Source organism: Megasphaera sp. NM10, from assembly GCF_000417505.1.
GTDB classification, from domain to species: domain Bacteria; phylum Bacillota; class Negativicutes; order Veillonellales; family Megasphaeraceae; genus Megasphaera; species Megasphaera intestinihominis.
In genome coordinates this window covers 20,616-43,854 of record NZ_APHY01000020.1, presented here as the reverse complement: position 1 = coordinate 43,854, position 23,239 = coordinate 20,616, and the positions used below count along the sequence as shown (strand labels likewise).

Annotated in this window: 24 protein-coding genes, 1 tRNA gene and 1 pseudogene; 5 read left to right on the top strand and 21 right to left on the bottom strand. The window is 55.7% G+C overall.

Features of this window, described 5'->3' with window-relative positions; translation table 11 throughout:
* Positions 1–759 precede the first annotated feature (759 nt).
* From NM10_RS04415 to potE, 3 genes and pseudogenes are all read left to right on the top strand, one after another.
* A pseudogene (locus NM10_RS04415) lies at positions 760–1,955 on the top strand (acetyl-CoA C-acetyltransferase).
* A gap of 212 nt (positions 1,956–2,167) precedes the next feature.
* Entirely contained in the window at positions 2,168–3,349 is a 1,182-nt protein-coding gene (locus tag NM10_RS04410; protein WP_020310399.1) for an acetyl-CoA C-acetyltransferase, read from the top strand.
* A gap of 375 nt (positions 3,350–3,724) precedes the next feature.
* A complete protein-coding gene (gene potE / locus NM10_RS04405) occupies positions 3,725–5,050 on the top strand; it encodes a putrescine-ornithine antiporter (protein ID WP_020310398.1) in 1,326 nt (441 codons plus the stop codon).
* Positions 5,051–5,204: 154 nt separating this feature from the next.
* On the opposite strand, the gene NM10_RS04400 is transcribed toward potE, so the two are convergent.
* Positions 5,205–6,083 carry a hypothetical protein gene (locus NM10_RS04400; RefSeq protein WP_020310397.1) on the bottom strand — a complete coding sequence of 293 codons (879 nt, stop codon included), beginning with the start codon at positions 6,081–6,083 and terminating at the stop codon, positions 5,205–5,207.
* Positions 6,083–6,505, bottom strand: a complete 423-nt coding sequence (locus NM10_RS04395; protein ID WP_020310396.1) for a hypothetical protein — start codon at positions 6,503–6,505, stop codon at positions 6,083–6,085. The genes NM10_RS04400 and NM10_RS04395 overlap by 1 nt, the downstream gene beginning before the upstream one ends.
* 147 nt (positions 6,506–6,652) lie before the next feature.
* Here NM10_RS04395 and NM10_RS04390 point away from each other — a divergent pair, with 147 nt between their 5' ends.
* Together NM10_RS04390 and NM10_RS04385 are read left to right on the top strand one after the other, a co-directional pair.
* On the top strand, positions 6,653–7,912 hold the full coding sequence (locus NM10_RS04390) for a DEAD/DEAH box helicase (RefSeq protein WP_020310395.1): 1,260 nt from the start codon (positions 6,653–6,655) through the stop codon (positions 7,910–7,912).
* Positions 7,913–7,925: 13 nt separating this feature from the next.
* Complete coding sequence (locus NM10_RS04385) at positions 7,926–8,477, top strand: hypothetical protein (RefSeq protein WP_020310394.1); 552 nt, start codon at positions 7,926–7,928, stop codon at positions 8,475–8,477.
* A gap of 248 nt (positions 8,478–8,725) precedes the next feature.
* On the opposite strand, the gene NM10_RS04380 is transcribed toward NM10_RS04385, so the two are convergent.
* The 19 genes from NM10_RS04380 to NM10_RS04290 form a co-directional block, all read right to left on the bottom strand.
* Positions 8,726–8,802, bottom strand: a tRNA-Arg gene (locus tag NM10_RS04380).
* 229 nt (positions 8,803–9,031) lie between these two features.
* A complete protein-coding gene (gene dapA / locus NM10_RS04375; protein ID WP_020310393.1) occupies positions 9,032–9,850 on the bottom strand; it encodes a 4-hydroxy-tetrahydrodipicolinate synthase in 819 nt (272 codons plus the stop codon).
* 24 nt (positions 9,851–9,874) lie between these two features.
* Complete coding sequence (locus tag NM10_RS04370; RefSeq protein WP_020310392.1) at positions 9,875–10,912, bottom strand: aspartate-semialdehyde dehydrogenase; 1,038 nt, start codon at positions 10,910–10,912, stop codon at positions 9,875–9,877.
* Positions 10,913–10,939: 27 nt separating this feature from the next.
* Positions 10,940–11,737, bottom strand: a complete 798-nt coding sequence (dapB, locus tag NM10_RS04365; RefSeq protein WP_020310391.1) for a 4-hydroxy-tetrahydrodipicolinate reductase — start codon at positions 11,735–11,737, stop codon at positions 10,940–10,942.
* 122 nt (positions 11,738–11,859) lie between these two features.
* Positions 11,860–13,542, bottom strand: coding sequence for a DNA repair protein RecN (gene recN / locus NM10_RS04360; RefSeq protein WP_020310390.1), 1,683 nt, complete (start codon positions 13,540–13,542; stop codon positions 11,860–11,862).
* A 7-nt stretch (positions 13,543–13,549) separates the two neighbouring features.
* On the bottom strand, positions 13,550–14,005 hold the full coding sequence (gene argR, locus NM10_RS04355) for an arginine repressor (protein ID WP_014015971.1): 456 nt from the start codon (positions 14,003–14,005) through the stop codon (positions 13,550–13,552).
* Entirely contained in the window at positions 13,977–14,591 is a 615-nt protein-coding gene (locus NM10_RS04350; protein ID WP_020310389.1) for a class I SAM-dependent methyltransferase, read from the bottom strand. Before NM10_RS04350 ends, argR begins: the two co-directional genes overlap by 29 nt.
* Positions 14,584–15,456: an NAD(+)/NADH kinase gene (locus NM10_RS04345; protein ID WP_020310388.1), complete on the bottom strand. Its 873-nt coding sequence runs from the start codon at positions 15,454–15,456 to the stop codon at positions 14,584–14,586. Before NM10_RS04345 ends, NM10_RS04350 begins: the two co-directional genes overlap by 8 nt.
* A 9-nt stretch (positions 15,457–15,465) precedes the next feature.
* On the bottom strand, positions 15,466–16,269 hold the full coding sequence (locus NM10_RS04340; protein WP_020310387.1) for a TlyA family RNA methyltransferase: 804 nt from the start codon (positions 16,267–16,269) through the stop codon (positions 15,466–15,468).
* Positions 16,270–16,290: 21 nt separating this feature from the next.
* Entirely contained in the window at positions 16,291–17,175 is an 885-nt protein-coding gene (locus NM10_RS04335; protein WP_020310386.1) for a polyprenyl synthetase family protein, read from the bottom strand.
* Entirely contained in the window at positions 17,172–17,426 is a 255-nt protein-coding gene (xseB, locus tag NM10_RS04330) for an exodeoxyribonuclease VII small subunit (protein WP_020310385.1), read from the bottom strand. The genes NM10_RS04335 and xseB overlap by 4 nt, the downstream gene beginning before the upstream one ends.
* A 54-nt stretch (positions 17,427–17,480) precedes the next feature.
* Positions 17,481–18,617, bottom strand: coding sequence for an exodeoxyribonuclease VII large subunit (gene xseA, locus NM10_RS04325; RefSeq protein ID WP_020310383.1), 1,137 nt, complete (start codon positions 18,615–18,617; stop codon positions 17,481–17,483).
* A complete protein-coding gene (locus NM10_RS04320; RefSeq protein WP_020310382.1) occupies positions 18,614–19,567 on the bottom strand; it encodes a metallohydrolase in 954 nt (317 codons plus the stop codon). Before NM10_RS04320 ends, xseA begins: the two co-directional genes overlap by 4 nt.
* Positions 19,567–20,013: a transcription antitermination factor NusB gene (gene nusB, locus NM10_RS04315; protein WP_020310381.1), complete on the bottom strand. Its 447-nt coding sequence runs from the start codon at positions 20,011–20,013 to the stop codon at positions 19,567–19,569. The genes NM10_RS04320 and nusB overlap by 1 nt, the downstream gene beginning before the upstream one ends.
* A gap of 21 nt (positions 20,014–20,034) precedes the next feature.
* A complete protein-coding gene (locus tag NM10_RS04310) occupies positions 20,035–20,331 on the bottom strand; it encodes a hypothetical protein (RefSeq protein ID WP_020310380.1) in 297 nt (98 codons plus the stop codon).
* Positions 20,324–20,692, bottom strand: coding sequence for an Asp23/Gls24 family envelope stress response protein (locus NM10_RS04305; RefSeq protein WP_020310379.1), 369 nt, complete (start codon positions 20,690–20,692; stop codon positions 20,324–20,326). Before NM10_RS04305 ends, NM10_RS04310 begins: the two co-directional genes overlap by 8 nt.
* A 98-nt stretch (positions 20,693–20,790) precedes the next feature.
* Entirely contained in the window at positions 20,791–21,348 is a 558-nt protein-coding gene (gene efp, locus NM10_RS04300) for an elongation factor P (protein ID WP_020310378.1), read from the bottom strand.
* 13 nt (positions 21,349–21,361) lie between these two features.
* Positions 21,362–22,429, bottom strand: a complete 1,068-nt coding sequence (locus tag NM10_RS04295; RefSeq protein ID WP_020310377.1) for a M24 family metallopeptidase — start codon at positions 22,427–22,429, stop codon at positions 21,362–21,364.
* Positions 22,430–22,521: 92 nt separating this feature from the next.
* Positions 22,522–23,232 (bottom strand): pseudouridine synthase, encoded by a 711-nt coding sequence (locus NM10_RS04290; protein WP_020723808.1) that lies wholly within the window; start codon positions 23,230–23,232, stop codon positions 22,522–22,524.
* Between the last annotated feature and the right edge of the window lie 7 nt (positions 23,233–23,239).

Below are 23,239 nucleotides of genomic sequence, written 5' to 3'. Positions count from 1 at the left end.
TTTTATTTACTCGTATGTTATTATATTTATAGATAAAGAGTTCTCCTACAGGTAGAACGAATATCTGGTAATCATTTAAAATTATTAAGTATCGTCATATAATAAGGAAGAAAAGAGGTAAGAACTATGAACTTAAGTGCCAATGCAAAAATCATCATCTCCATGAGTGCTTTACTTTCATACAGTTTCATCGCTCATCTTCTTTAAGAGGGATAGGAAAAGGGCTTGCCGCGACGCGGCAAGCCCTTTTTTAGTGGCTCGTGGCTAGGGGCTAGGGGTTCGTAGGGGCCGTCCCAAAGGGCGGCCCGCCTAGGAAATGTGCGATTTCCCACTCCGTTTGCTGAGAGAATTTCCAAAATTCATAACGGGCTCCCCACGTGGCGCCCCTACAAACTCCGTACTACAAACTATGTTGAAAGAGCAACCTCTCAGTCAGCTTCGCTGACAGCTCTCCTATGAGGAGAGCCGGGCCGCCCGCTGGGACGGCCCTTACATAACTATACGCATAGCGAATTATTCGTCCACTTTATTCTTTTCGCATCTGCTTCTTCCTTTAGCATGAGTATCTAGCATAAGAAAAATTCATTTTCCTCTTGCATTTCATTGTGAAAAAATGTACTATATAGACATGGAGATTGTGAAATTTAGAACTCAAGTTCTTCATTTCAGCGTAACCCCCAAGGAGCTGCGTAAGCGGCGGCTCCGTCAAAAAAGTCTTATATACTATATTATTCTATACTCTGTTCCACATCAGAAAGGATGGTTTTTCTAATGAGAGATGCTGTTATCGTAAGTGCTTGCCGTACGGCCATCGGCAGTTTCAATGGCCAGTTCGCAGACGTCACCGCTATAGACCTCGGTGTCGCTGCTGTTACTGAAGCAATCAAACGCGCAGGTATTCCTGTAGATCAGATCGACGAAGTATCATGGGCCACGTACTCCAGGCTGGCTGCGGTGAAAACACGGCCCGTCAGGTAGCCCTCCATTCGGGTATTCCTCAGGAAGTTCCTGCTTTCACATTGAATAAACTCTGCGGTTCCGGTATGCGTGCCATTTCCCTCGCATCCCAGCAGATCAAACTCGGCGATGCCGACATCATCGTAGCCGGCGGTATGGAATCCATGTCCAACGCCCCCTACTCCATCGCTAAAGGCCGCCGCGGCTACCGTATGGGTAACGGCGTCCTCGAAGACTTGCTCATGCGCGATGGCCTGTTCTGCACAGAAAACAATTACCACATGGGCGTAACGGCTGAAAACGTCGCTGCCCGCTTTGGCGTAACCCGTGAAGATCAGGATAAATTGGCTTGCCGTTCTGAAAACCTGGCTTACAAAGCTCAGCAGGAAGGCAAATTCGACAGCCAGATCGTTCCGGTAACGGTTCATAAGAGAAAAGGCGATGTCATCGTCGACAAAGACGAATTCATCCGCCCGAACTGCACCATGGAAACCTTGGCTAAACTCCGTCCGGCCTTCATCAAAAACGGCACGGTTACCGCTGGTAACGCCTCCGGCATCAACGACGGCGCAGCTGCTGTTGTCGTAATGTCCGCTGAAAAAGCTAAAGAACTCGGCATCAAACCGCTGGCTCGCATCATCGACTGGGCTTCGGCTGGTGTTGAACCGGCTATCATGGGTACCGGCCCGGTTCCGGCAGTCCGCAAAGTCATGAAGAAGACCGGCATGAACGTCGACCAGATGGACCTCATCGAATTGAACGAAGCTTTCGCAGCTCAGTCCGTATACTGCTGCCGCGAACTCGGCCTCAACATGGACAAAGTCAACATCCACGGCGGCGCTATCGCCCTCGGCCATCCGATCGGCTGCTCCGGCGCTCGTATCGTCGTCACCTTGCTCTACGCATTGGCTGAACCGGAAATCAACGGTAAATATGGTCTGGCTTCCCTCTGCATCGGCGGCGGCCAGGGCACGGCTATCATCGTAGAACGTCTGTAATTTAACAAAATTCCCTATTCCCTAGCAATAAGTAATGGAGATGTATAGAGTACGTAATTTTTGGAACGTTCTCTATACATTTTCTTTAAAATGGTGTATGATAGCAATATCAGAGTGTCATTTATAATATGACGCTTTCGCACGGTGCATCCTCTCATACTGATACACCGGCATCTATTTCAATACGTAAAAATTTTCAAGGAGTGATTCCAATGAAAGAAGTAGTTATCGTAAGTGCTTGCCGTACGGCAATTGGTAAATTCGGCGGCGGTTTCAAAAACACACCGGCTGTAGAACTCGGTGCTGTCGTCATTAAAGAAGCGCTCAAACGCGCTGGTATCGAAGGCAAAGATGTCGACGAAGTCGTAATGGGCAACGTCCTCCAGGCTGCTCAGGGTCAGAACCCGGCTCGTCAGGCTATGATCAAAGCTGGTATGCCGATTGAAGTCCCGGCTCTTACGGTCAATAAAGTTTGCGGTTCCGGTCTCCGCTGCGTATCCTTGGCAGCTCAGATGATCAAAGCCGGCGACGCTGACGTCATCGTAGCAGGCGGCATGGAAAACATGTCCATGGCTCCCTTCGCCGTTCCGAAAGCTCGTTATGGCTATCGCATGGGCAATGGTGTCCTCGTCGATACGATGATCAAAGATGGCCTCTGGGACGCATTCAACGACTATCATATGGGCATCACGGCTGAAAACGTTGCTGAACGTTTCGGCATCACTCGTGAAGACCAGGACGCACTCGGTGTCCGTTCTCAGGTCAAAGCTTGCGAAGCTATCAAGAGCGGCGCATTCAAATCCCAGATCGTTCCGGTAACGGTTCATCAGAAGAAACAGGACGTCGTCATCGACACGGACGAATTCCCGCGTGAAGGCACGACCCTGGAAGGCCTTGCTAAATTGAAACCGGCCTTCAAAAAAGGCGGCACCGTTACGGCTGGTAACGCTTCCGGCATCAACGACGGCGCAGCTGCCTTCGTAGTTATGTCCGCTGATAAAGCTAAAGAACTCGGCCTCAAACCGATGGCTAAGATTGTAAGCTATGCTTCTGCTGGCGTAGATCCCGCTATCATGGGTACCGGCCCTGTTCCTTCTTCCCGTAAAGCATTGGCTAAAGCAGGCCTGGAAGTCAAAGACCTCGACCTCGTCGAAGCTAACGAAGCATTCGCAGCTCAGGCTGTATACTGCTGCCGTGAACTCGGTTTCGATATGGACAAAGTCAACATCCATGGCGGCGCTATCGCCCTCGGCCATCCGATTGGTGCATCGGGCGCTCGTATCCTCGTAACCTTGCTCTATGGCTTGAAAGAAGTCGGCGGCAAATACGGTTTGGCTACACTGTGCATCGGTGGCGGCCAGGGTACGGCTTGCGTCGTAGAAAACATCGACTAATTTCATCTCTCATGTGTAAAAAGGCTTGTCGCTTCGGCGGCAAGCCTTTTTTAGCAGTCAGCTGATATTTTTAAATTTCTGTAGGGGCAACCACGTAGCGCCCGCTTCAGGATTATGCAATCTTCCATTCAGATTGCTGGGAAACTCATTCAAATTCCCAACGGTCCCCACGTACGATTCCTACAGTGCTACGAGCCACGAAACACGAACCACTAAACTCTATTCCCATTTGGAATATAGAGCGTGAAAAGTGGCCCAAATACATATAACGTTTTTTCAAAAAGTATTTAATTTTCCCGGCAAAAATGATAGAATTAATTTGCTAAAAATTTCAAGCCATGCTTATACGCATCACTAACGAAAGAAGGACTGATAATGAAAACTACATGTCGTAAAATGTCTGTGGTACAGTTGACCTTTGTCACTGCTGCCAACATGCTTGGCGCCGGTATCATCATGCTGCCGACCAAGCTCGCCGAAGTCGGTACGATCTCGATTATTTCCTGGATTATTACCTCACTAGGCTCTTTAGCCCTGGCCATGGCTTTTGCCCGATGTGGCATGTTCACGACAAAGCCAGGTGGTATGGGCGGTTACTCCGAATACGCTTTCGGGCGTGTAGGACATTTTATGGCTAATTACGCCTACTCTGTTTCCATCGTAATTGCAAACGTCGCTATCGCCATTACGGCGGTCGGCTACGGCGCCGGTTTCCTTGAGACAACCTTTACGCCGTTACAGACGTGTTTATATACGATCGCTTTATTGTGGATCGCGGCAGCCCTCAACTTCAGCGGCTCCCGTTATTCCGGCAAGCTCAGTGCCATCACCATCTGGGGTGCCATCATCCCGGTCCTGGGCATTTCCATCATCGGCTGGCATTGGTTCAGCCCGGCTACCTGGCTGGCTTCGTGGAACCCCAATAACCTGGGACTCAGCGATGCCGTCGGCAATTCCATCGCCCTGACCTTGTGGTCCTTCTTGGGACTCGAATCGGCAGCAGTCAACATGGATGCCGTTGAAAATCCGAAGAAATCCGTTCCTATTGCCACTTTCGTCAGCACCCTCGGCGTCGCCATCATCTACGTCGCCTCGACGAACGTCATTGCAGGCATCGTCCCCAATGCGGAAATCCTGGCATCGAGCGCTCCCTTCGGCCTGGCCTTCTCGTACATGCTCGGCGATACGGCCGGCAAAGCCGTCATGGGCCTGATGGTGTTCTCCTGTGCCGGTTCCCTCTTGTCCTGGCAGTTCACCCTGGCCCGCGTCTTCAAGACCAGCGCCCAGCGCGGCCTGTTCCCCAAGATTTTCGCCAAAGTCACAAGCGCTGACGTCCCGGTCAAAGGCATGTTGTGCATCCTCTGCATGCAGAGCCTCCTGGCCCTCATGACCATCAGCCCGACCCTGGCCGCCCAGTTCGAACTCCTGGCCAACCTGGCCGTCGTCACCAACGTCATCCCCTACATGCTCTGTGCCGGGGCCCTGACGACGATCCTCACCAAGGAACATATCCCCAATGAAGTCTGTAACAGAAATACGTCGATATTCCTGGCAGGCGTATCCATTATCTATTGCGTATATGCATTGACCACCACCGATGCCACGACCTTCCTCGGCGGCTGTTTCGCCGTCTTCCTGGGATGGCTGGTATACGTCATCCGCTTCACCATCATGAAGCAGACCATCGTGGAAATTAAATAAAAAAAAAGGCTTGTCGCCGTGCGACAAGCCTTTTTACTGTAGGGGTCGCCACGTGGGCGACCCGCTGGATATCAGGCGACGTTCTCCTTGAACCGGAAAATCATTCATATTCTGAGACGGGCTTGCCACGGCAAGCCCCTACAATTTCTACAAACTACAAACTCCTCTTCCCCTCAAAGGCCGCCAGGACGACGTTGCGCATGGCTACGCAGCCGATGATGGTCAGGGCGGCTACGACGAAGGGCGTGACGAAGACCAGGGGATTGTTCTGGAGGATCGGCATGGCCTTGAAGATGTACGTAAAGACGTGTATCTGGCTGTCGAAGAGGATGTGCTGGACCAGGGCCCACATGAGGACCATGACGACGATGGCGGCAATGTGGACCAGCCGCTTTTTCCCCTGATAACCATAGCGCTTATACGGGAAGAAATAGAAGGCGAAGGTGGCAATGACGAAGATGCTCATGCCGATGAAGCAGAAGCCCATGATGGCCATGATGCCGACGACCAGGCTCTGCGTCACGGACGAGTCGCTGACGGCTGGGAAGAGGAACATGCCCAGCACGGCACACGGCAGGGGCAGGCTGTAGACGATGGGATCGATGAACTGGGAGTACCAGTATTTCCGCCGGCGCCCTTTCCAGAAATCGACGGCCCGTGCCGCCAGATACTGTATGGCGACGGTCAGGAACATCCACAGGGCGAATAATCCGACCCGGACGGGATAAGAATGCCAGCAGTCCAGGCCGGTCAGGCCGTTGAGCAGGCCGACAGCGACGAGCAGGACGACGGCGCCGCCATACAGAGTCGCCCCGGATGACGCATAATCGCCGTCCCTGCCCGCACGACGGCGGCGATAGCCCAGCCACAGGGGAATGGCAAAGGATAAGATAAAAAAGGCCAGAATCGACGCTGAGGCGATATATGGCCTATCTGAAGCAAAGGCACCAAGGGGCAGCGGCAGGATGCCGCACGACGCCCAGACGACGGCCAGCAGCCGATCGTGCCATGTCTGTTTTTGTAAGTTGTCCATTAACCTACTTCCTTTCGGCCCGGCAGGAGCTGGGATATGGCGTAAGCCAGGAGCATGGTCAGGCTGATTTCTGCGTACATGCCGACGATGAATACGATATCACGGCCAATGGTCGGCCATTCCCAGAAAGGCGCAGCCTTCCAATAGACACCCATGAAGGCCGTAAAGGCCCCGATAGCCGCAAAGACGATGAACCACATGAGGGCCATGACCCAGCGGCGGATACGCCCGCCCTTGGGGCCAAACGTCGCATCGCGGCAGCCCACGTAGGCTACGGGGATGACCAGCGATAAAAAGACATAACTTACCATGGCTACGACGGCACTGGAGCCGCTGTGGATCGTATAGGCACCGATGGGAATGGGAATGATAAAGAAACACATGAAGACACATTGCCGCAAGATATCGCGCCACCAACTCATTTTCTGCAAGACCTCCTAAAATAATGCAAATGAAATCACTTTAGTATACCATATCCCTAAAAGAAAAAAAAGTTTGCACAAGGCCTGGCTTTTGTGTACAATAGAAATTATAGCAAGTGATTTTAGTCCGCACAGAAAGGAACATACATGACAAAGAATTTTGAAATCCTCGGCATTACGCCGAAGATTTGTGAACTCCTCCATAAGCAGGGCGTCGACGAACCGACGGCCATCCAGGCCCAGGCCATTCCGCCGCTGTTCAAGGGCCGCGACATCCTGGCCCAGGCCCAGACCGGCACGGGCAAGACCTTTGCCTTCCTCCTGCCGTCGCTGCAGCAGATCAAGACGGATATCCACGCCGAACAGGTCCTGGTCATGGCACCGACACGGGAATTGGCCCGTCAAATTGCCGACGTCGCCGATACGCTGGCACCGGAACTGGGCATCGACGTCCTCAGCCTCATCGGCGGCAAGACCATCGAGAATCAGCTGCAGAAACTGCACCGCCATCCGCACGTCATCATCGGCACACCAGGCCGGCTTCTCGACCACTGCCGCCGCCATTCCCTCGACCTCAGCGGCGTCCGCCGGGTCATCGTCGACGAAGCGGACCAGATGCTCCAGGCCGGCTTCCTGGAAGACGTCGATACCCTCATCGGCCTGACGCCGAAACGGCGGCAGCTCCTCTTCTTCTCGGCCACTGTCCCGGATAAGATCAAAGGCCTGGCCAAGAAGCACATGCAGAGCCCGCTGGTCCTGAATATTCTCGAAGGCCAGACCATCGCCCTGGAAAACATCGAACAGCGCATCTACATGATGACAGAAGAACAGAAACTGCCGAAGCTCTGCCAGATGCTGACCGACATGAACCCCTACCTGGCCATCGTCTTCTGCAACACCCAGGAATGGACTTCCCTCCTGGCAGGCAAACTTATCGCCAAGGGCTTCAACATCGGCGAACTCCACGGCGACATGTCCCAGAGCCGCCGTAACCAGGTCCTGCGCGACTTTGCCAAAGCCAAGACGCAGATCCTGGTCGCCACGGACATCGCCGCCCGCGGCATCGATATCGAAGGCATTACCCACGTCTTCAACTTCGATGTCCCCCACGACGTCGACTACTACATCCACCGCATCGGCCGCACGGGCCGGGCCGGCAGCGAAGGCTTGTCCATCATGTTCGCCACGGCAGCCGATGAAAACTGGGTCCGCCGCATCGAACACAACATCCACGCGACGATCACCAAATATACCCTGACCGGTCAGGTGAAGGTCAAGGCCAGCAGCCGTCCGCCGAAAAAGAAAAAGACCTACAAGGACAAGCTGCCTGCCAGCACCTACCAGACGACCAAGGAAAAACGCCATAAACAGCGCCATAAGGGCGGAGACAACCGCCGGCGCCGCTAAGGAGGTCTTACTCATGAAAAGTTATCTCACGATAGTCCTCATGCTCTTCACGCTCATAGCCGCAGGTTGTACGCCGGCGACGCCGACCAATTCCCAGCCGCAGAAACAGCAGACCCAGACCCAGCAGCAACAGCCTGGCGAAAGCAAGCAGAGTCAGGATACGAAGAGCCAGGCCGACACGAAAGAAACGCCGGTCGCCAACTTGCCGACCATCGGCGATACCCAGGCCGATTGGGAAAATGAATGGGGCCATCCCTACTCCCAGGGCGACACGATCCGCGTCTTCCATAATGGCCGCTACCAGGTCGTCTTCCAGAACGGCCGGGCCGTTACAGTGACTATCAAAGTCCAAGACGGTGAAAACGTCAATATCAGTGACCTCCTGCCGGAAGATGCCCAGAAACAATCGGCATCGTCAAAAAATATCGGCGGTTCCCAGATGGGCGTCGAAAAATGGCACAGCAAGACCCTGGAAAAAGCCTTATCCTCGACAAAAGGCAACTTCACGGTCATGAAACAACCGGGCAGCATCATCATCGACTGCACTCCGGATTTAAAAAAATAATCAATGTAGGGGCGCCACGTGGGGCGCCCGCTTCTGAAAAATAGTGTAAAAAAAGCTGTCGCCTCAAGGTGCGGCAGCTTTTTTTGTGCTGTAAGGATCGCCACGTGGACCCCATTAGGAATGTGAATGACTTTCTTAGCAATCTGGCTGGGAAATCCTACAACTTCTGAAACGGGCTCGCCACGTGCGAGCCACGAACAACGGGCCACAACAAAAAAGCTCACGCAAAATGCGTGAGCTTTTTTCTATGGTGACCCGGTAGGGATTCGAACCCTAGACCTACTGATTCGTAGTCAGTCACTCTATCCAGCTGAGCTACCGAGTCATATCTTGTCGTTCCTGACGACTCATATATAATAACAAGAAATCGGGGATATGTCAAGGCTTTTTTTAATATAAAACCAAGTTTATAGAAATCTCTCCGGCCCACTGGGCCACCTCCCTATAAGGGAGGCTTGAGTACAGGTCGGAGAGGTTTCCGTTTATCAGCACTTATAATCTGCCGATGTCTTTCAGGTATTGTTCGCACTTGGCCTTTATTTCCGGTGTGGCGTCTACCAGGGCAGGCGGAACGGGCCGGCCGGGAAGCCGAGCATGTTGAGCATAGTTTTGACCGGGACCGGGCTGACCGTGCAGAAGCAGCCTTTCATGAAGGGCAGGTACTTCTGATGGAGGGCCGCTGCCTTCTTGACGTCGCCGTCTTTGTGGGCCTGGATCATTTCGTTCATTTCCTTGCCGATGACGTGAGCAGCGACGGAAATGACGCCTTCGCCGCCGACAGCGACGATAGGCAGGGTCAGGTTGTCATCACCGCTGTAGAGATGGAACCCTTCCGGTGCATTGGCTGCGACGTAACCGGCGTAGTCCAGGTCGCCGCTGGCATCTTTGAGACCGATGATGTTCGGGAAGTCATGAGCCAGCTGGCAGACCGTCTGCGGTTCGATTTTGCCGCCTGTACGGCCCGGTACGTTGTAAATGAAGATAGGCATGTCCGTCGACTTGGCGATAGCTGCAAAGTGGGCGTAACAGCCTTCCTGGTTCGGTTTATTGTAATACGGGACGATGCACAGCAGGGCATCGATGCCCGTATCTTTCGCTTTCTGAATCATGGCGATGGTCTGAGCCGTATTGTTGGTCCCGACATTGCCCATGACCAGGGTCTGGCCTTTCAGGGCATCGGCTGTGACTTTGAAGAGCTTGAGTTTTTCTTCTTCCGTCATGACAGCCCCTTCACCTGTAGTAGCACCGACGAGGATGGCCGATCCTTCGTCAGCATATTTCTTAGCCAGTTCGACGGCAGCTTCGTAATTGACGGAGCCATCCTGATGGAACGGCGTAATCATAGCGACAATAACATTGGGAAACGTTAACATAAAGGATTCTCTCCCCTCTTCGTACTAGTGGATCATGTCGTGGGCCAGCATGTATTCGGCAATCTGCAGGGCATTGAGCGCAGCGCCTTTGCGGATCTGGTCACCCGATACCCAGAGGTTGATGGCTTTCGGGTTGTAAAGATCCTTGCGGATACGGCCGACGTAGCAGTCATATTTTTCCGACGTGAACAAAGGCATAGGATATTCCATTTCAGCCGGATTATCCTGGACCTGGGCACCCGGGAAAGCATCGATGGCTTTGCGGACGGCATCAACTGTCAGTTCATCGGCCGTTTCGACATAGACCGATTCGGCATGGCTGCGGAAGACCGGGACGCGGACCGTCGTAGCCGTAATGGCGATGGAGTCATCGTGGAGCATCTTGTGCGTTTCGTTGACCATCTTCATTTCTTCTTTGGTGTAATCTTTTTCTACGAATTTATCGATCTGCGGAATGAGGTTGAAGGCGATGGGATAATGCTTGGGCAGGCTCTTGCTGGGCAGGATCTTGGGCTGCATTTCTTCGCCTTTGAGGTACGCTTCCGTTTCATCGCGCAGTTCGTCGATACCTTCTTTGCCGGCACCGGATACAGCCTGATAGGTGCTGACGATGATGCGTTTGATCGGCGACAAGTCGTGAATCGGCTTGAGTGCCATGAGCATGATGATCGTCGAGCAGTTCGGGTTGGCAATGATGCCCTTGTGCCAGGCAATATCTTCAGGGTTGACTTCCGGTACGACCAGGGGGACATCCGGGTCCATACGGAACGTGCTGGAGTTGTCGATGACGACGCAGCCCCGTTTAGCAGCTTCGGGTCCCAATTCCTTACTGATCGAGCCGCCGGCGAACAAGCCGATATCAACACCGTCGAAAGATTCTGGTTTGGCTTCTTCAACCGTATATTCCTGGCCGTTGACGGTCAATTTCTTGCCAGCCGAACGGTACGATGCTAATAACTTCAACTTGCTGTACGGGAATTTGCGTTCTCCGATCAAGCGGATAAATTCCTGGCCTACGGCACCTGTGGCACCTAAAATCGCTACTACCGGTTCTTTTGTCATAACAAACTTCCTCCCCTAATGGTTCTTTTATAAATAGTTTTCCAGTCCAAAGGTCAAGCCCGGACGGGAGCTTACTTTTTTGACGGCTAAGACGACGCCGGGCATGAAGGACTTGCGGTCCATCGAGTCGTGGCGGATTGTCAGCAGTTCGCCGTACCCCCCAAATAAGACTTGCTGATGTGCGACGTACCCCGGCAGGCGGACGCTGTGGATAGGGATCCCGGCGACAGAGGCACCGCGGGCGCCGTCGAGGCTTTCATGGGTCTTGTCCGGAGCCGGTTTAGCACCAGCGGCCTTGCGGGCAGCTTCGATTTTATCAGCTGTCATGATGGCCGTACCAGACGGCGCATCCAGTTTATTGTTGTGATGGAGTTCGATGATTTCGACATCCGGCAGATACGGAGCGACTTCTGTCGAGAGCTTCATCATCAGGACGGCACCGATGGAAAAGTTCGGCGCAATGAAGATGCTGGTCTTCTTTTCCAGTGCCAGGGCGTTGAGTTCATCGCGCTGGTCTGCCGTCAGGCCCGTCGTACCGACGACCATGTTGATACCGTGTTCGATGCAGGTCTTGGCGTTGTTGAAGATGACTTTCGGCGTCGTGAAATCGACGACGACATCCGGTTTGATGTCGTCCAGGGCGGCGCCCAGGTCATTGCGGATGGCCAGGCCTAAGTGGCCGACACCGGCGATATCGCCGACATCTTCACCGACATGAGTGATGCTGATACCGCCAGCGACTTCCAATTCCGGATCTTCAAAGACAGCTTTGACGACCTGGCTGCCCATGCGGCCATCGGCACCATTGACTAATACACGAAGCATATCTATCCCTCCTATGGGTTCGTTTTCGTAGAACTTCTATTTTTTGAAATTATAATTAACTATATACCTATCACGGACATTCGTCAACCCGTAAAGCAATGTCGAATCGCAAGTCAAGGGCATTACATGCCCTTGACTTGTTTTACGATCTGGCGGGCGGCTTCGATGCTGGCCTTGGTCGTATCGTTGCCGGCGAACATGCGGGCGATTTCCAGGACGTGTTCCCCTTCCGAGAGGCCCCGGACCTGGGTGACCGTGCGGCCGTCCATTTCTTTCTTATATATGAAATAATGGTGGTCGGCAATGGCCGCCGTCTGCGGCAGGTGGGTAATGCAGAAGACCTGGCCCTGGCCGGAGAGCTGGCGGATGTGGTCGGCGACCTGCAGGCCCGTCTGGCCGCTGATGCCGACGTCGATTTCGTCGAAGATCATCGTCTTGCCCGTCGTCCGTTCCGGACCGGCCGTCTTCAGGGCCAGGGCAATACGCGATACTTCGCCGCCCGATGCTATCTTGGCCAGGGGCTGCATATCTTCGCCCGTATTGGCCGAGAAATAGAGCTCGATACCGGCTGAACCATCCGCTGTGATGTCCTTCATCGGTTCGATGTGGAAGGCGATACGGCTGTTCAGCATGCCCAGCTTGTTGAGCGTCGCCGTCATGGTCTGGCTGAACTGGCTGTCGGCGTCACGGCGCGCGGCCGCCAGGACCTGGGCCTGCTGGCGCACAGCCGCGGCCTGACGGGCCAATTTCTCTTCCAGCTTGGCCAGGTGGCTTTCGGACTGGTCGAGCCGTTCGTAATCGGCCTTGGCCTTGGCCAGGAATTGCAGAATATCGGCGACGGTGAAGCCGTATTTGCGCTTAAGCTTTTCAATCGACGCCAGGCGGGACTGCATGGCATCCAGGGCCCGTTCATCGAAGTCGAAAGAATCGGCATAGCTCAGGAGGCCGTCGTGGACGTCTTCGATTTCATAGGACAGAGTCTCGACTTTGCCGGCCAGGGCACTGAAAGCTTCATCGTAAGCCGACGCCTTTTCCAGGCTGCGGTGGATGGTCTCGATCTGTTCGATGACGCCGGGCTGGCGTTCGCCCCCTTCCAGGGCAAACATGGCTTCTTTCAGGTTATCCTTGATGTGTTCGGCATGGGAAGCCTTGTTGATTTTCTGTTCCAGTTCGTCGTCTTCCCCTTCTTTCAGGGCGGCCCCTTCGATTTCCTTGATCTGGAAGGCCAGGATACTGAGCCTCCGCGCCTTTTCGCTTTCATCGTGGCGCAGGGCCTTGATTTCGCCTTCCGTCTGATGCCACTGGCGATATAGTTCGTCATAGTCCTGGCGGGCCTGACGGACGTCGGCCGTGAGGCCGTCGAGGATGGCCACGTGGTAAGACGAGTTGAAAATCAGGCTGTTGTCGAACTGGCCGTGGATATCCAGGAGGTATGCGCCGAGGCGCCGCAGGACTGTCGTCGGCACCAGCGTGCCGTTGACCAGGATCGTCCCGCGGCCGCTGCGCTGGAACTGGCGGGAAATGATGAGCTGGCCTTCATCGACTTCGATGTGATTATCGGTCAGCAGCTGTTCCAGCCCTTCTGGCAGGGGAGAAAAAAAGAACGCGCCTTCGACAAGGAATGAGTCCGTCCCGTGACGGACGAACGATGCCGATGCGCGTTTGCCTGCCAGCATACCGATGGCGTCGAGGAGAATCGATTTGCCGGCGCCGGTTTCGCCGGTAAAAATCGTCACCCCGTCGCCAAAAGTAAGGTGCAGGTCTTCAATCAGAGCAAAATTGTGGATGTGCAGGGACTGCAGCATAAGGGCCTCATTCCTTCATCAGCGATACGATAAGTTTGACCAGTTTCGGAACCGTTTCCGTGTCCTTGACGATGAGGAGGACCGTGTCGTCGCCGGCCAGGGTGCCGATGACATTTTCCCAGCGGGCATGGTCGATGGCGGCGGCAATGGGATTGGCCGAACCCGGCAGGGTATGGACGATGATCTGGTTATACGCCGAATCGACGCGGACGATGGAGTCCTGGAACAGGCGGGCCATGCGGTTCTTGGACATGAGCATGTTCTGTTCCGGCGACAGGGCGTAGCGGTAATGGCCATCACTGGTCGGGACCTTGATGAGCATGAGCTCTTTGATATCGCGGGAAACCGTAGCCTGTGTGACTTCGATGCCTTCTTCCTGCAAGGCCTTGGCTAATTCTTCCTGCGTTTCGATAGGACGGGACTGGACAATTTCTTTAATCTTGGTGTAACGGAATCTCTTCATAATGACGTTTCCCTCTTTTCTGTACAATATATAATACGGGTGGACAATGCACCTCATTGACGGGTTGCCAGGACGAAATATGGAAGTCCTGCTGGGGTATGGTCTGTAAGAACGACCGCAGCGCCTGTTCTTCACAAGCCCCGGCCTCCGTACCGGGATAGGCTGTTATCATAATTATCCCATTTATCGCAATTTTATTCAAGCCTATTTTTATAGCTTTTAGTGTTATTTCACAATTTGTATGGATTTTATGGTCACCAGATGGCAAATAGCCTAAATTAAATACGATAATGTCAATGTCTGACTGTACATCAGCCAGCAGTTGTTCATGGGACCCGCAGCGGCAGCGGACGTCCTTGTCCCCCAGGCCTTCGTCCTGCAGGCGCTGGCGCGTGCGCTCGATGGCACAGGGCTGGATATCGAAGGCGTAGAGGACGGCGTCATCAGGCATGGTGCGGGCCAGGAAGGCCGTGTCGTGGCCGTTGCCGCAGGTCATGTCGACGAGGACATGGGCCTGGCGGGCGTAGGGTTCAGTCATCATATGTGATACCGTAACGGCATTGCGGAATGGATACATGTCAATCATTTCCCATCATTTTCGTAAATAAGTTGCTATAGAAATAATTCTTGTTGAAGCGGATGATCTTCAAGACGTGGTCGGACTTGCGGACCTGGAGGGTCATGTTGCGCATGAGTTCCTGGTCCATCATGCCGTCGACAGAGACGCGGACGCTGTTGCGGCTGTTGGCCACGGTCACCGACACCTGGTCGTCATCGCGCAGGACCAGGGGCACTTTCAGCAGCAGATGCGGGCAGATAGGCGTAACCATGATGCAGGGCACGCTGGGCGCGACGATAGGGCCGCCGCTGGAGAAAGTATAGCCCGTACTACCCGTCGCCGTGGCCACGATGAGGCCGTCGCCGGGATACTGCTGGATGAAGTGGCCGTTGATGCTCAAGTCGATGCGGATGAGCTTGCCCACGTTGCCGTGGCCGATGACGATGTCGTTGAGGGCATCGGGCAGGGACTGGACCAGGCCGTCTTCATAGCACAGTTCCGAATGGAGCATCATCCGTTCTTCCAGGAAATAGCGGCCGGCCAGGATGTCTTCCATGCGCTTTTCCAGGGTCTTGGTCTCGACTTCGTAGAGGAAGCCCAGGGAGCCCAGGTTGATGCCGCAGACCGGGACATCGGCTTCAGCGAACTGCTTGGCCATCTTGAGGATCGTCCCGTCGCCGCCGAGGATCATGGCCACGTCGATGGTGCTGTAAATGGTCATGCGCGGCCGCAGGTGTTCAGCGCCGATGCGCTGATACGCCGGCTGTCGGCTCTCGCTGACGTAGGCTGGCAGGTAATATTCAATGCCATGTTTTTCACAAATCTTGATCATCTGCTGGACAATGGCAGCACTTTCACGTTTGACGAGGTTCGGGAAAATACCGATACGCATGGGGATCACCTACATTTCATGGGATTTACCGACGATATCATCGACGACAGCGTCGGTGATATCGTTATGGCACGGGTCATCTTTACGGCTGTACAAGAGATATTCAATATTGCCGTCAGCCCCTTTGATGGGCGAAAAGGTCAGGCCCAGCGGCGACAGGCCGCAGTCGGCGATGCCGTCCGTGACGTGGCGGATGACGTCGCGGTGGACCTGGATGTCGCGGACGATGCCGCCTTTGCCGACGTGTTCCCGGCCCGCTTCGAACTGCGGCTTGATGAGCGTGACCATCGTGCCGCCTGCCTTGAGCAGCGGTTCGACGGCCGGCATGATCTTGAGCAGGGAAATGAAGGAGACGTCAATGGAGATGAAATCGACGGGCTCGCCGATATCTGCAACAGTGACGTTGCGGATATTGGTCCGTTCCATGTTGACGACGCGGTCATCAGTCCGCAGTTTCCAGGCCAGCTGGCCATAGCCGACGTCGACGGCAAAGACCTTGGCCGCGCCGCGCTGGAGGGCGCAGTCCGTGAAGCCGCCTGTCGAGGCGCCAATATCCATCATGGTCTTACCCGTCAAGTCGATGGGAAACGTTTCCATGGCCTTTTCCAGTTTCAGGCCGCCCCGGCCGACATAGGGAATGGGATTGCCCTTGACGGTAATATCTACGTCGACGGGCAGCTTCGTGCCCGCCTTGTCGACGCGCTGGTTGTCGACGAAGACCAGGCCGGCCATGATGGTCGCCTTGGCCTTTTCCCGGCTTTCAGACAAGCCGCGGCTGACGAGAAGCACGTCTAATCTTTCTTTATGCTGCATACCTGTAATACCCCTCTCACATTAATGAACGCGGACCAGCAGATGTTCGACCAGTTCTTTCAGGAACCAGGCCTGCGGCCCTAACGGTTCCAGGGCCTGGACGGCCTTGCCGGCCGCTTCGCGGGCCATGCGCCGGGCTTCGTCCAGGGAAAAGATGGTCACATACGTGGCCTTGTCGTTGCGGGCGTCGCTGCCGACGGGTTTGCCCAGCAAAGCTTCATCGCCGACGACATCGAGGATATCGTCGGTGATCTGGAAGGTCAGGCCCATGTACGACGCATAGGCTTCCAGGGCCTGCCGCTGCTGCGGCGACGCATCGGCGACGATGGCTGCCATGTCGATGGCCGCCTTGAAGATGACGCCCGTCTTGGAACGGTGCAGGAGTTCCATGCCTTCCCGGCCGATGGCCATGTCGCCGTCCGAAGCCAGGTCGAAGGCCTGGCCGCCGACCATGCCGGCCGGTCCGGCCGCTCTGGCGATGACGGCGATGCAGCGGTTCAGTTTGTCCGGTGCAATGCCTTTCTGGCTGGCCATGAGCTCGAAGGCAAAGGTCAGCAGGCCGTCACCGGCCAGGGTAGCCAGGCCGGCACCGTAGACGACGTGGTTCGTCGGCTTGCCCCGGCGCAGGTCGTCGTCATCCATACAGGGCAGGTCGTCGTGGATCAAGGAATACGTATGGATACATTCCAGAGCGCAGGCCAGTCCCGTATAGGGAGAGGCATCCTGTTCCAGGGCTTCGACCGTCGCCAGCAGAAGGACCGGGCGGATGCGCTTGCCTCCGGCCAGGAGGCTGTAATTCATGGCTTCATAGAGCCTGGAAAAACACGGCTGGTCCGTCGTCAGTACGTGGGACAGGTAATCGTCGACGCGCTTACGCTGTCCTGCCAGATAGTCTTGGAAGGTCATAAGTCCAACACCCCTTCAGCCGGCGCCTCGTCGCTGCTGTCCTTATCGGCCCGGACATCGGCCAGGGCCTGGGCCTTCTGGCGGGCATATTCCAGGGCGCCTTCGCAGGACTGGGATAATTTGATGGCCTTTTCATATAAATCGAGGGACTGCTTCAGCGTCAGGTCCGGTGCGTCCAGTTCCTGTACGAGCTGTTCCAATTTTTCATAATTGCTTTCAAAACGCTTCAATTTATCAGTCGTTCTTGCCATATATGTCCACCTCTTTAACAGCCGTCGTAATCGTCCCGTCGACGACTTGTATCGTCAGCGGGGCCTCTTTCGACACGCTGTGGATATCTGTAAGGATCTTGTCATGCTGCATGAGCTGGCCGTAGCCGCGGCGCACGAGGCTGCCGGGTTCAGGGCCTGCAGGGAAGCCGTCAGGGTATTCAGCTTCCCCTGCTTCTGTTCCAGATGGAGGCGCAGCTGGCGGTCGGCCTGTTCCATCAGGCCTGCCAGGCGTGCTTCGCGCATGGCCAGGAAGGCATCGTAGCGCTGCAGGTTCAGCCGGCCCGCCGCCTGTTCGACCCAGCGCTGCCGGTCTTCGATGCAGGCCATGACCCGTTCGTAAGCCCGGTCCGCCAGTGCGGCCAGGTCCATTTCCGCTTCGCTGACGTCAAAGAAAGCCATCTCGGCCGCGTGGGTCGGCGTCGCCGCCCGCACGTCAGCGGCATAATCGGCCAGGGTCGTATCCGTTTCATGGCCGATGGCCGTAATGACCGGTACGCTGGCATGGTAAATGGCCTTGATCACAGCCGGGCTGTTGAAGCACCACAGGTCTTCCATGGAGCCGCCGCCGCGGCCGACGATGAGGACGTCCAGGTCCTTGCGCCGGCCCATCTCGCCGATGGCCTTGGCGATGGCCGTATCGACGCCGTCGCCCTGGACGGGGATGGGATGCAGGATGATTTCGGCATAAGGATTGCGCTCGCCGGCAATCTTATAGATGTCGTGGAGCACGGCGCCGGTCTTCGACGTCAGGACGCCGATGCGCCAGGGGAAGCGCGGCAGCTCCTTCTTGTGGCTGCTGTCGAAATAGCCCTGAGCCGCCAGTTCATTCTTGATGCGTTCGTACTGGGCCTGCAGAGACCCTGTCCCCTGGGAAAAGAGCTGTTCAATGATAAAGGAAAGGGCGCCGCCTTTTTCATAGACGTTGACGGCGCCGATGACGACGACATGGTCCCCTTCGCGGACGGCCCGGACCGCTGCCGTCACGCGGCTGCGGAAGACGATGGCCCGGATGGAGCACTGATCATCGCGGATATTCATATAATAATGGCCGTTCGACGCCCGCTTGAGGCCGATGATGTTGCCTTCCATAGCGATGCTCTGCAAGCGGTAATCGCCGTGGATATCATCTTTGATGCGGCGGACGACGTCCGTAACCGATGCATATTTCATGATTTCTTCCCTTCCTGTACGGCAGCCCAGAAGGCGGCGCCCGACGCGTTGTCGGCACTGAAGCCGTCGGCTGCCAGATTCAGGTCTATCTGATGGCGGCGGCAATAATCGCTCATCTGCCGGCGCAGGTAGCCATTGGACATGACGCCGCCAGCGGCGACGAGATGTTTCATGCCATCGGCAGCGGCGTAATCGAGGAGGCTCTCCAAGCCGCGCCAGACCGTCGACAGCGTCCAGCTGCAAAGGCGGGCCGGGTCTTCCCCACCGGCGGCGATGCGCCGCTGGCCCTGCGATTCGGGCCCGGAAAAGCTGACCTGGCCATCGCGGCAAAAGACATGAGCTTCCTTGACGGGCGGATTTACCGTCTGAGCCAGCTTGTCGACATGGACGCCAGCCGGAAAGGGCAGGTCCAGGGCGACGCCCATGCGGTCGATGAACTGGCCGGCACTGATGTCGCTGGTGCCGCCGATACGGGTGATATCGAGGCCTTTTTCATCGGGCACGGCCCGCAGCAGGTCCGTCGTCCCGCCGGACAGGTGGATGCCGTAGAACGGCTCGCTGCCGATATAGCCCATGCTGCGCAGGACGGCGAGGAGATGGTTTTCCTGATGACTCAGGCGGTACAAGGGCACGCCCAGAACGGCGGCCAGGGCCCGGCCATAACCGAGGCCGGCCAGGAAAGCTGGCATGTACGAATCACCGCGGCGCCGGGGCTGGTCAGTCACGGCAATGGCCCGGATATGGGCACTGGCCAGGACGCCAGCCAGCCGTTCAAAGAGGACCGGCAGGTTGCGTGTATGCTGATAGACCATGTTGGACTGGGACAGGCCGCGGCCGCCCTTGGCGACGCTCAGGATGATGCGTTCGTCGGCGATGACGTCATAAGCCGCGTCGACGAGGCACAGCGACGTCGTATAACAGCTGGTATCGATGCCGAGAAAGACGTCCATCAGGCCTGGGACCTTACATAAGCGCCCAAAATACCGTTGACGAACCGCGCCGACTTGTCGCCGCTGAATTCCTTGGCCAGGATGACCGCTTCATTGAGGACGATGGACGGCGCCAGGCTTTCCTTGGGGTATACGAGTTCGCACAAGGCCAGGCGCAGTATATTGCGGTCCGTGCGGTTCATCCGTTCGATGTCCCAGCCCTTGGCAAAGGAGCGGATGATCGTATCCAGTTCGTCCCGGTGTTCCGTCGTCGTTTCGACGAGATACGTGCAATAGTCATTGCGTTCCTGATCACTCAGTTCCGGGCCGTCTTCGGTCAAGGCGTCGGTCGTGACGTAATCATTTTCCAGGATTTCCTGTTCGCTGTACTGGATATCATTTTCTCCGTGGAATTCACGGGAATATAAAAGTTCGAGCGCCTGCTGGCGCGCTTTATGTCTGCTCACGAGTTTCCTCCTGTAATAACTTTATTCAGCCGGCAGTACCGCCAGGTCTTCAATGGTAACGGAAATATCAAGGCCCTCTGGTTCGACCATGGCGTCGATGGCCTCAGCCGCCCGCTGCTGGACATCCAGGGCCAGGCCGTGCAGGTCGCTGCCATAACGGGCGCGGACGGCCAGATGGAGATGGACGACGCCGTCCGTCACGGCCGCGCTGCGGCTGCGTATAGCGACGACGCCAGAGGCCTGGCGGCCGGCCGTCTCGGCGATATGGCCCAGGGCCTTGGCACTGACGGCATAGGCAAAATCCTGTTCCTCATCCATGGCGGTCCTCCTCTCCAAACACTAACTGTTGTACAATGATGTGGACCGCCGTAACCGTGCAGGTCGTCGCCTTTTCGACGGCATCCTTGACGGACTTCTGCACTTCCAGGGCTACGTCGGGAATACGGCAGCCATAGCGGACGACCAGGCGGACCGTCAATTCGATGCGCCGGCCGTCGATAGAGACGTCGACGCCGCGGCCCGGAAGGGTACGCCCCAGCTTTTCCGCTGCCACTTCGGCGATATTCGTCCCCAAATCAGCGACATAGGCCGATTGGGCCGCCGTCAGAGCCGCAATAGAGGCAATGACGCGCTGGGAAATATGGATACTCCCCCATTCATTTACTTCAGTCGTTTCCATGGGAATCACCCCTTTAGTCCACAAAAGGGGCTGTCGCACGTGCGAAGCCCCTTTGATACCCTATGCTAGCGGCTGGCGGCTAACGACTTGCGTTAACCTTATGCTCTGCCGATATACTGGCCGGTTCTCGTGTCGATCTGGAGAACTTCGCCTTCATTGATAAAGAGCGGTACTTTGACGACATAGCCCGTTTCCAATTTAGCCGGTTTGCTGCCGCCTGTAGCTGTATCACCGCGGACACCGGGATCGGTTTCGACGACTTTCAATTCGACAGCAGCCGGGAGATCGATGCCGATGACTTTGCCTTTGAACATCATGACGGAAACGTTCATTTCTTCTTTGAGGAAATGGACAGCGTCGCCGAGGTTTTCTTTGTTCAATTCGATCTGTTCGTATGTTTCGTTATCCATGAAACAGTACATGCCTTCGTTTTCATAGAGGTACTGCATCTGGCGGCGGTCGACGTGGCCGTCCTGTACTTTTTCGCCAGCGTTCCAGGTACGTTCAACAACAGCGCCCGTTTCGAGGTTCTTGATCTTAGCGCGGACGAAAGCAGCGCCTTTACCCGGTTTTACATGCTGGAATTCAACGACCTGCCATACCTGGCCGTCGATTTCGATAGTTACGCCTGGTCTGAAATCATTACTTGTAATCATGTGTAAACTCCTCCTATAACAGCTCCATCAAATCTTTGGGTGTTTTGGTTAAAATTTCACAGCCGTTGGCTGTAACGGCAACGGAATCCTCAATGCGGACGCCAAACTTGCCTTCTATGTACAGTCCCGGTTCTACCGTGACTATCATATTCTCTTCGAGTACGCCTGTCGAACGCGGCGACAGGACTGGTTGTTCGTGGATCTCCAGGCCCGTACCGTGGCCCAGGGAATGAGTGAAATACTGGCTGACGTGATAGCGGGCGAAGTAGTTGCGCACGGCAAAATCGACTTCGCGGCGGGAAACGCCGGCCTTGATGAGCGATACGCCCAGCTTCTGACCCTCCAGGATGAGATTGTAGAAATCCTTCTGGGCCTGCGACGCCTTGCCGACGACGACAGTCCGGGTGATATCCGAATGGTAGCCTTCCCAGACGGCGCCGAAATCAAAGGTGACGAAATCGCCGGCTTCGACGACTTTCGGGCTGGCCGTACCGTGGGGCATGGCCGAGCGCTTGCCGGATGCGACGATAGTCGTAAAGGACTTTTCTTCCGAGCCTAAGAGCAGCATATTGCTTTCCAGGCGGGCAGCCAGTTCCTTTTCGGTGACACCGGGCTTGATGTACGGCAATAAATCAGCAAAGGCCCGGTCAGCGATGTTGCTGGCCTTGCGCGTCGCTTTCAGCTCATACGGTTCCTTCACCGCCCGCAGGCTGGTCAAATCGCAGGGCAGGAAGCCGCATAAGGCTCCGTCGGAAATATTTTCGTACATGAAATGGGTCAGGAAATTTTCTTCATACGCTGCCACGCCGATTTCCATGTCGTTCAGTGACGAACGGATGGAGGCCGATAAGGCATTGTGGTGGTTCTTGATATCGTACCATGCCCCGGACTGGTTGGCAGCTTGTTCCGTATAGCGGGAATCAGTCCATAAGACGGCCTGGTCCAGGCCGATGACCAGTGCCCCTTCACCACCCGTAAAGGCACTGAAGTAGCGCAGGTTTTCAGGTTGGACGATAATGACGCCGTCTGCATCGTGTTCCTGGAGAAAAGCGCGCAGGCGGGCGATTCGTTGTTCTATCATAGTATCCCCCTATCACCCTATAGTAATTCAATCATATTTTATAATACCATATTTTCCACTGGCTGAAAAGATAAAATTGCAAATCACCGGCTCTAGCTGCGCAACGCTTCCCGTTCTTCATCGGTCAGGGGCCGGAACTGGCCTGGCTCCAAACCGTCATCGAGGACGACGCTGCCGATGGAGCGGCGGTGCAGCTGGACGACTTTCAGGCCGACGGCGGCACACATGCGCTTGACCTGATGGAACTTCCCTTCCTGGACGACGACCGTCAGGGACCGGGGGCCGGTCTGGACAGCTTTGGCCGGCAGGCAGTGCAGGCCATCGTCGAGGACGATGCCGCTGGCAAAGCGGTCCCCTACATCTTCAGGGATATCCCCTTCGACGACGGCGTCGTATATCTTATCGGTATGCTTCTTCGGTGACGTAATGCCATGAGCCCAGGTCCCGTCATTGGTGATGAGCAGGAGGCCCGTCGTATCCTTGTCGAGGCGGCCTACGGGAAAGAGGCCGGCCCCCTGGTACTGGCGCGGCAAGAGGCCGATGACCGTCGGCGACACGTTGTCTTCCGTAGCCGATACGACGCCGGCCGGCTTGTAGAGCATGAGATAAATAGACTCTTTATAATGGACGGCCTGACCATCGACGGCAACGGCATCGGCTGCCGGGTCGATTTTCTGGCTGCTGTCGCGGCAGACGGCGCCATTGACAGTCACGTGCCCGCCTTTGCACAATTCCTTGAGTTCCCGCCGCGTCCCCCAGCCCGTATGGCCCAGGAGCTTGTCGAGGCGCATTGTCTTTGCCATGATGCCT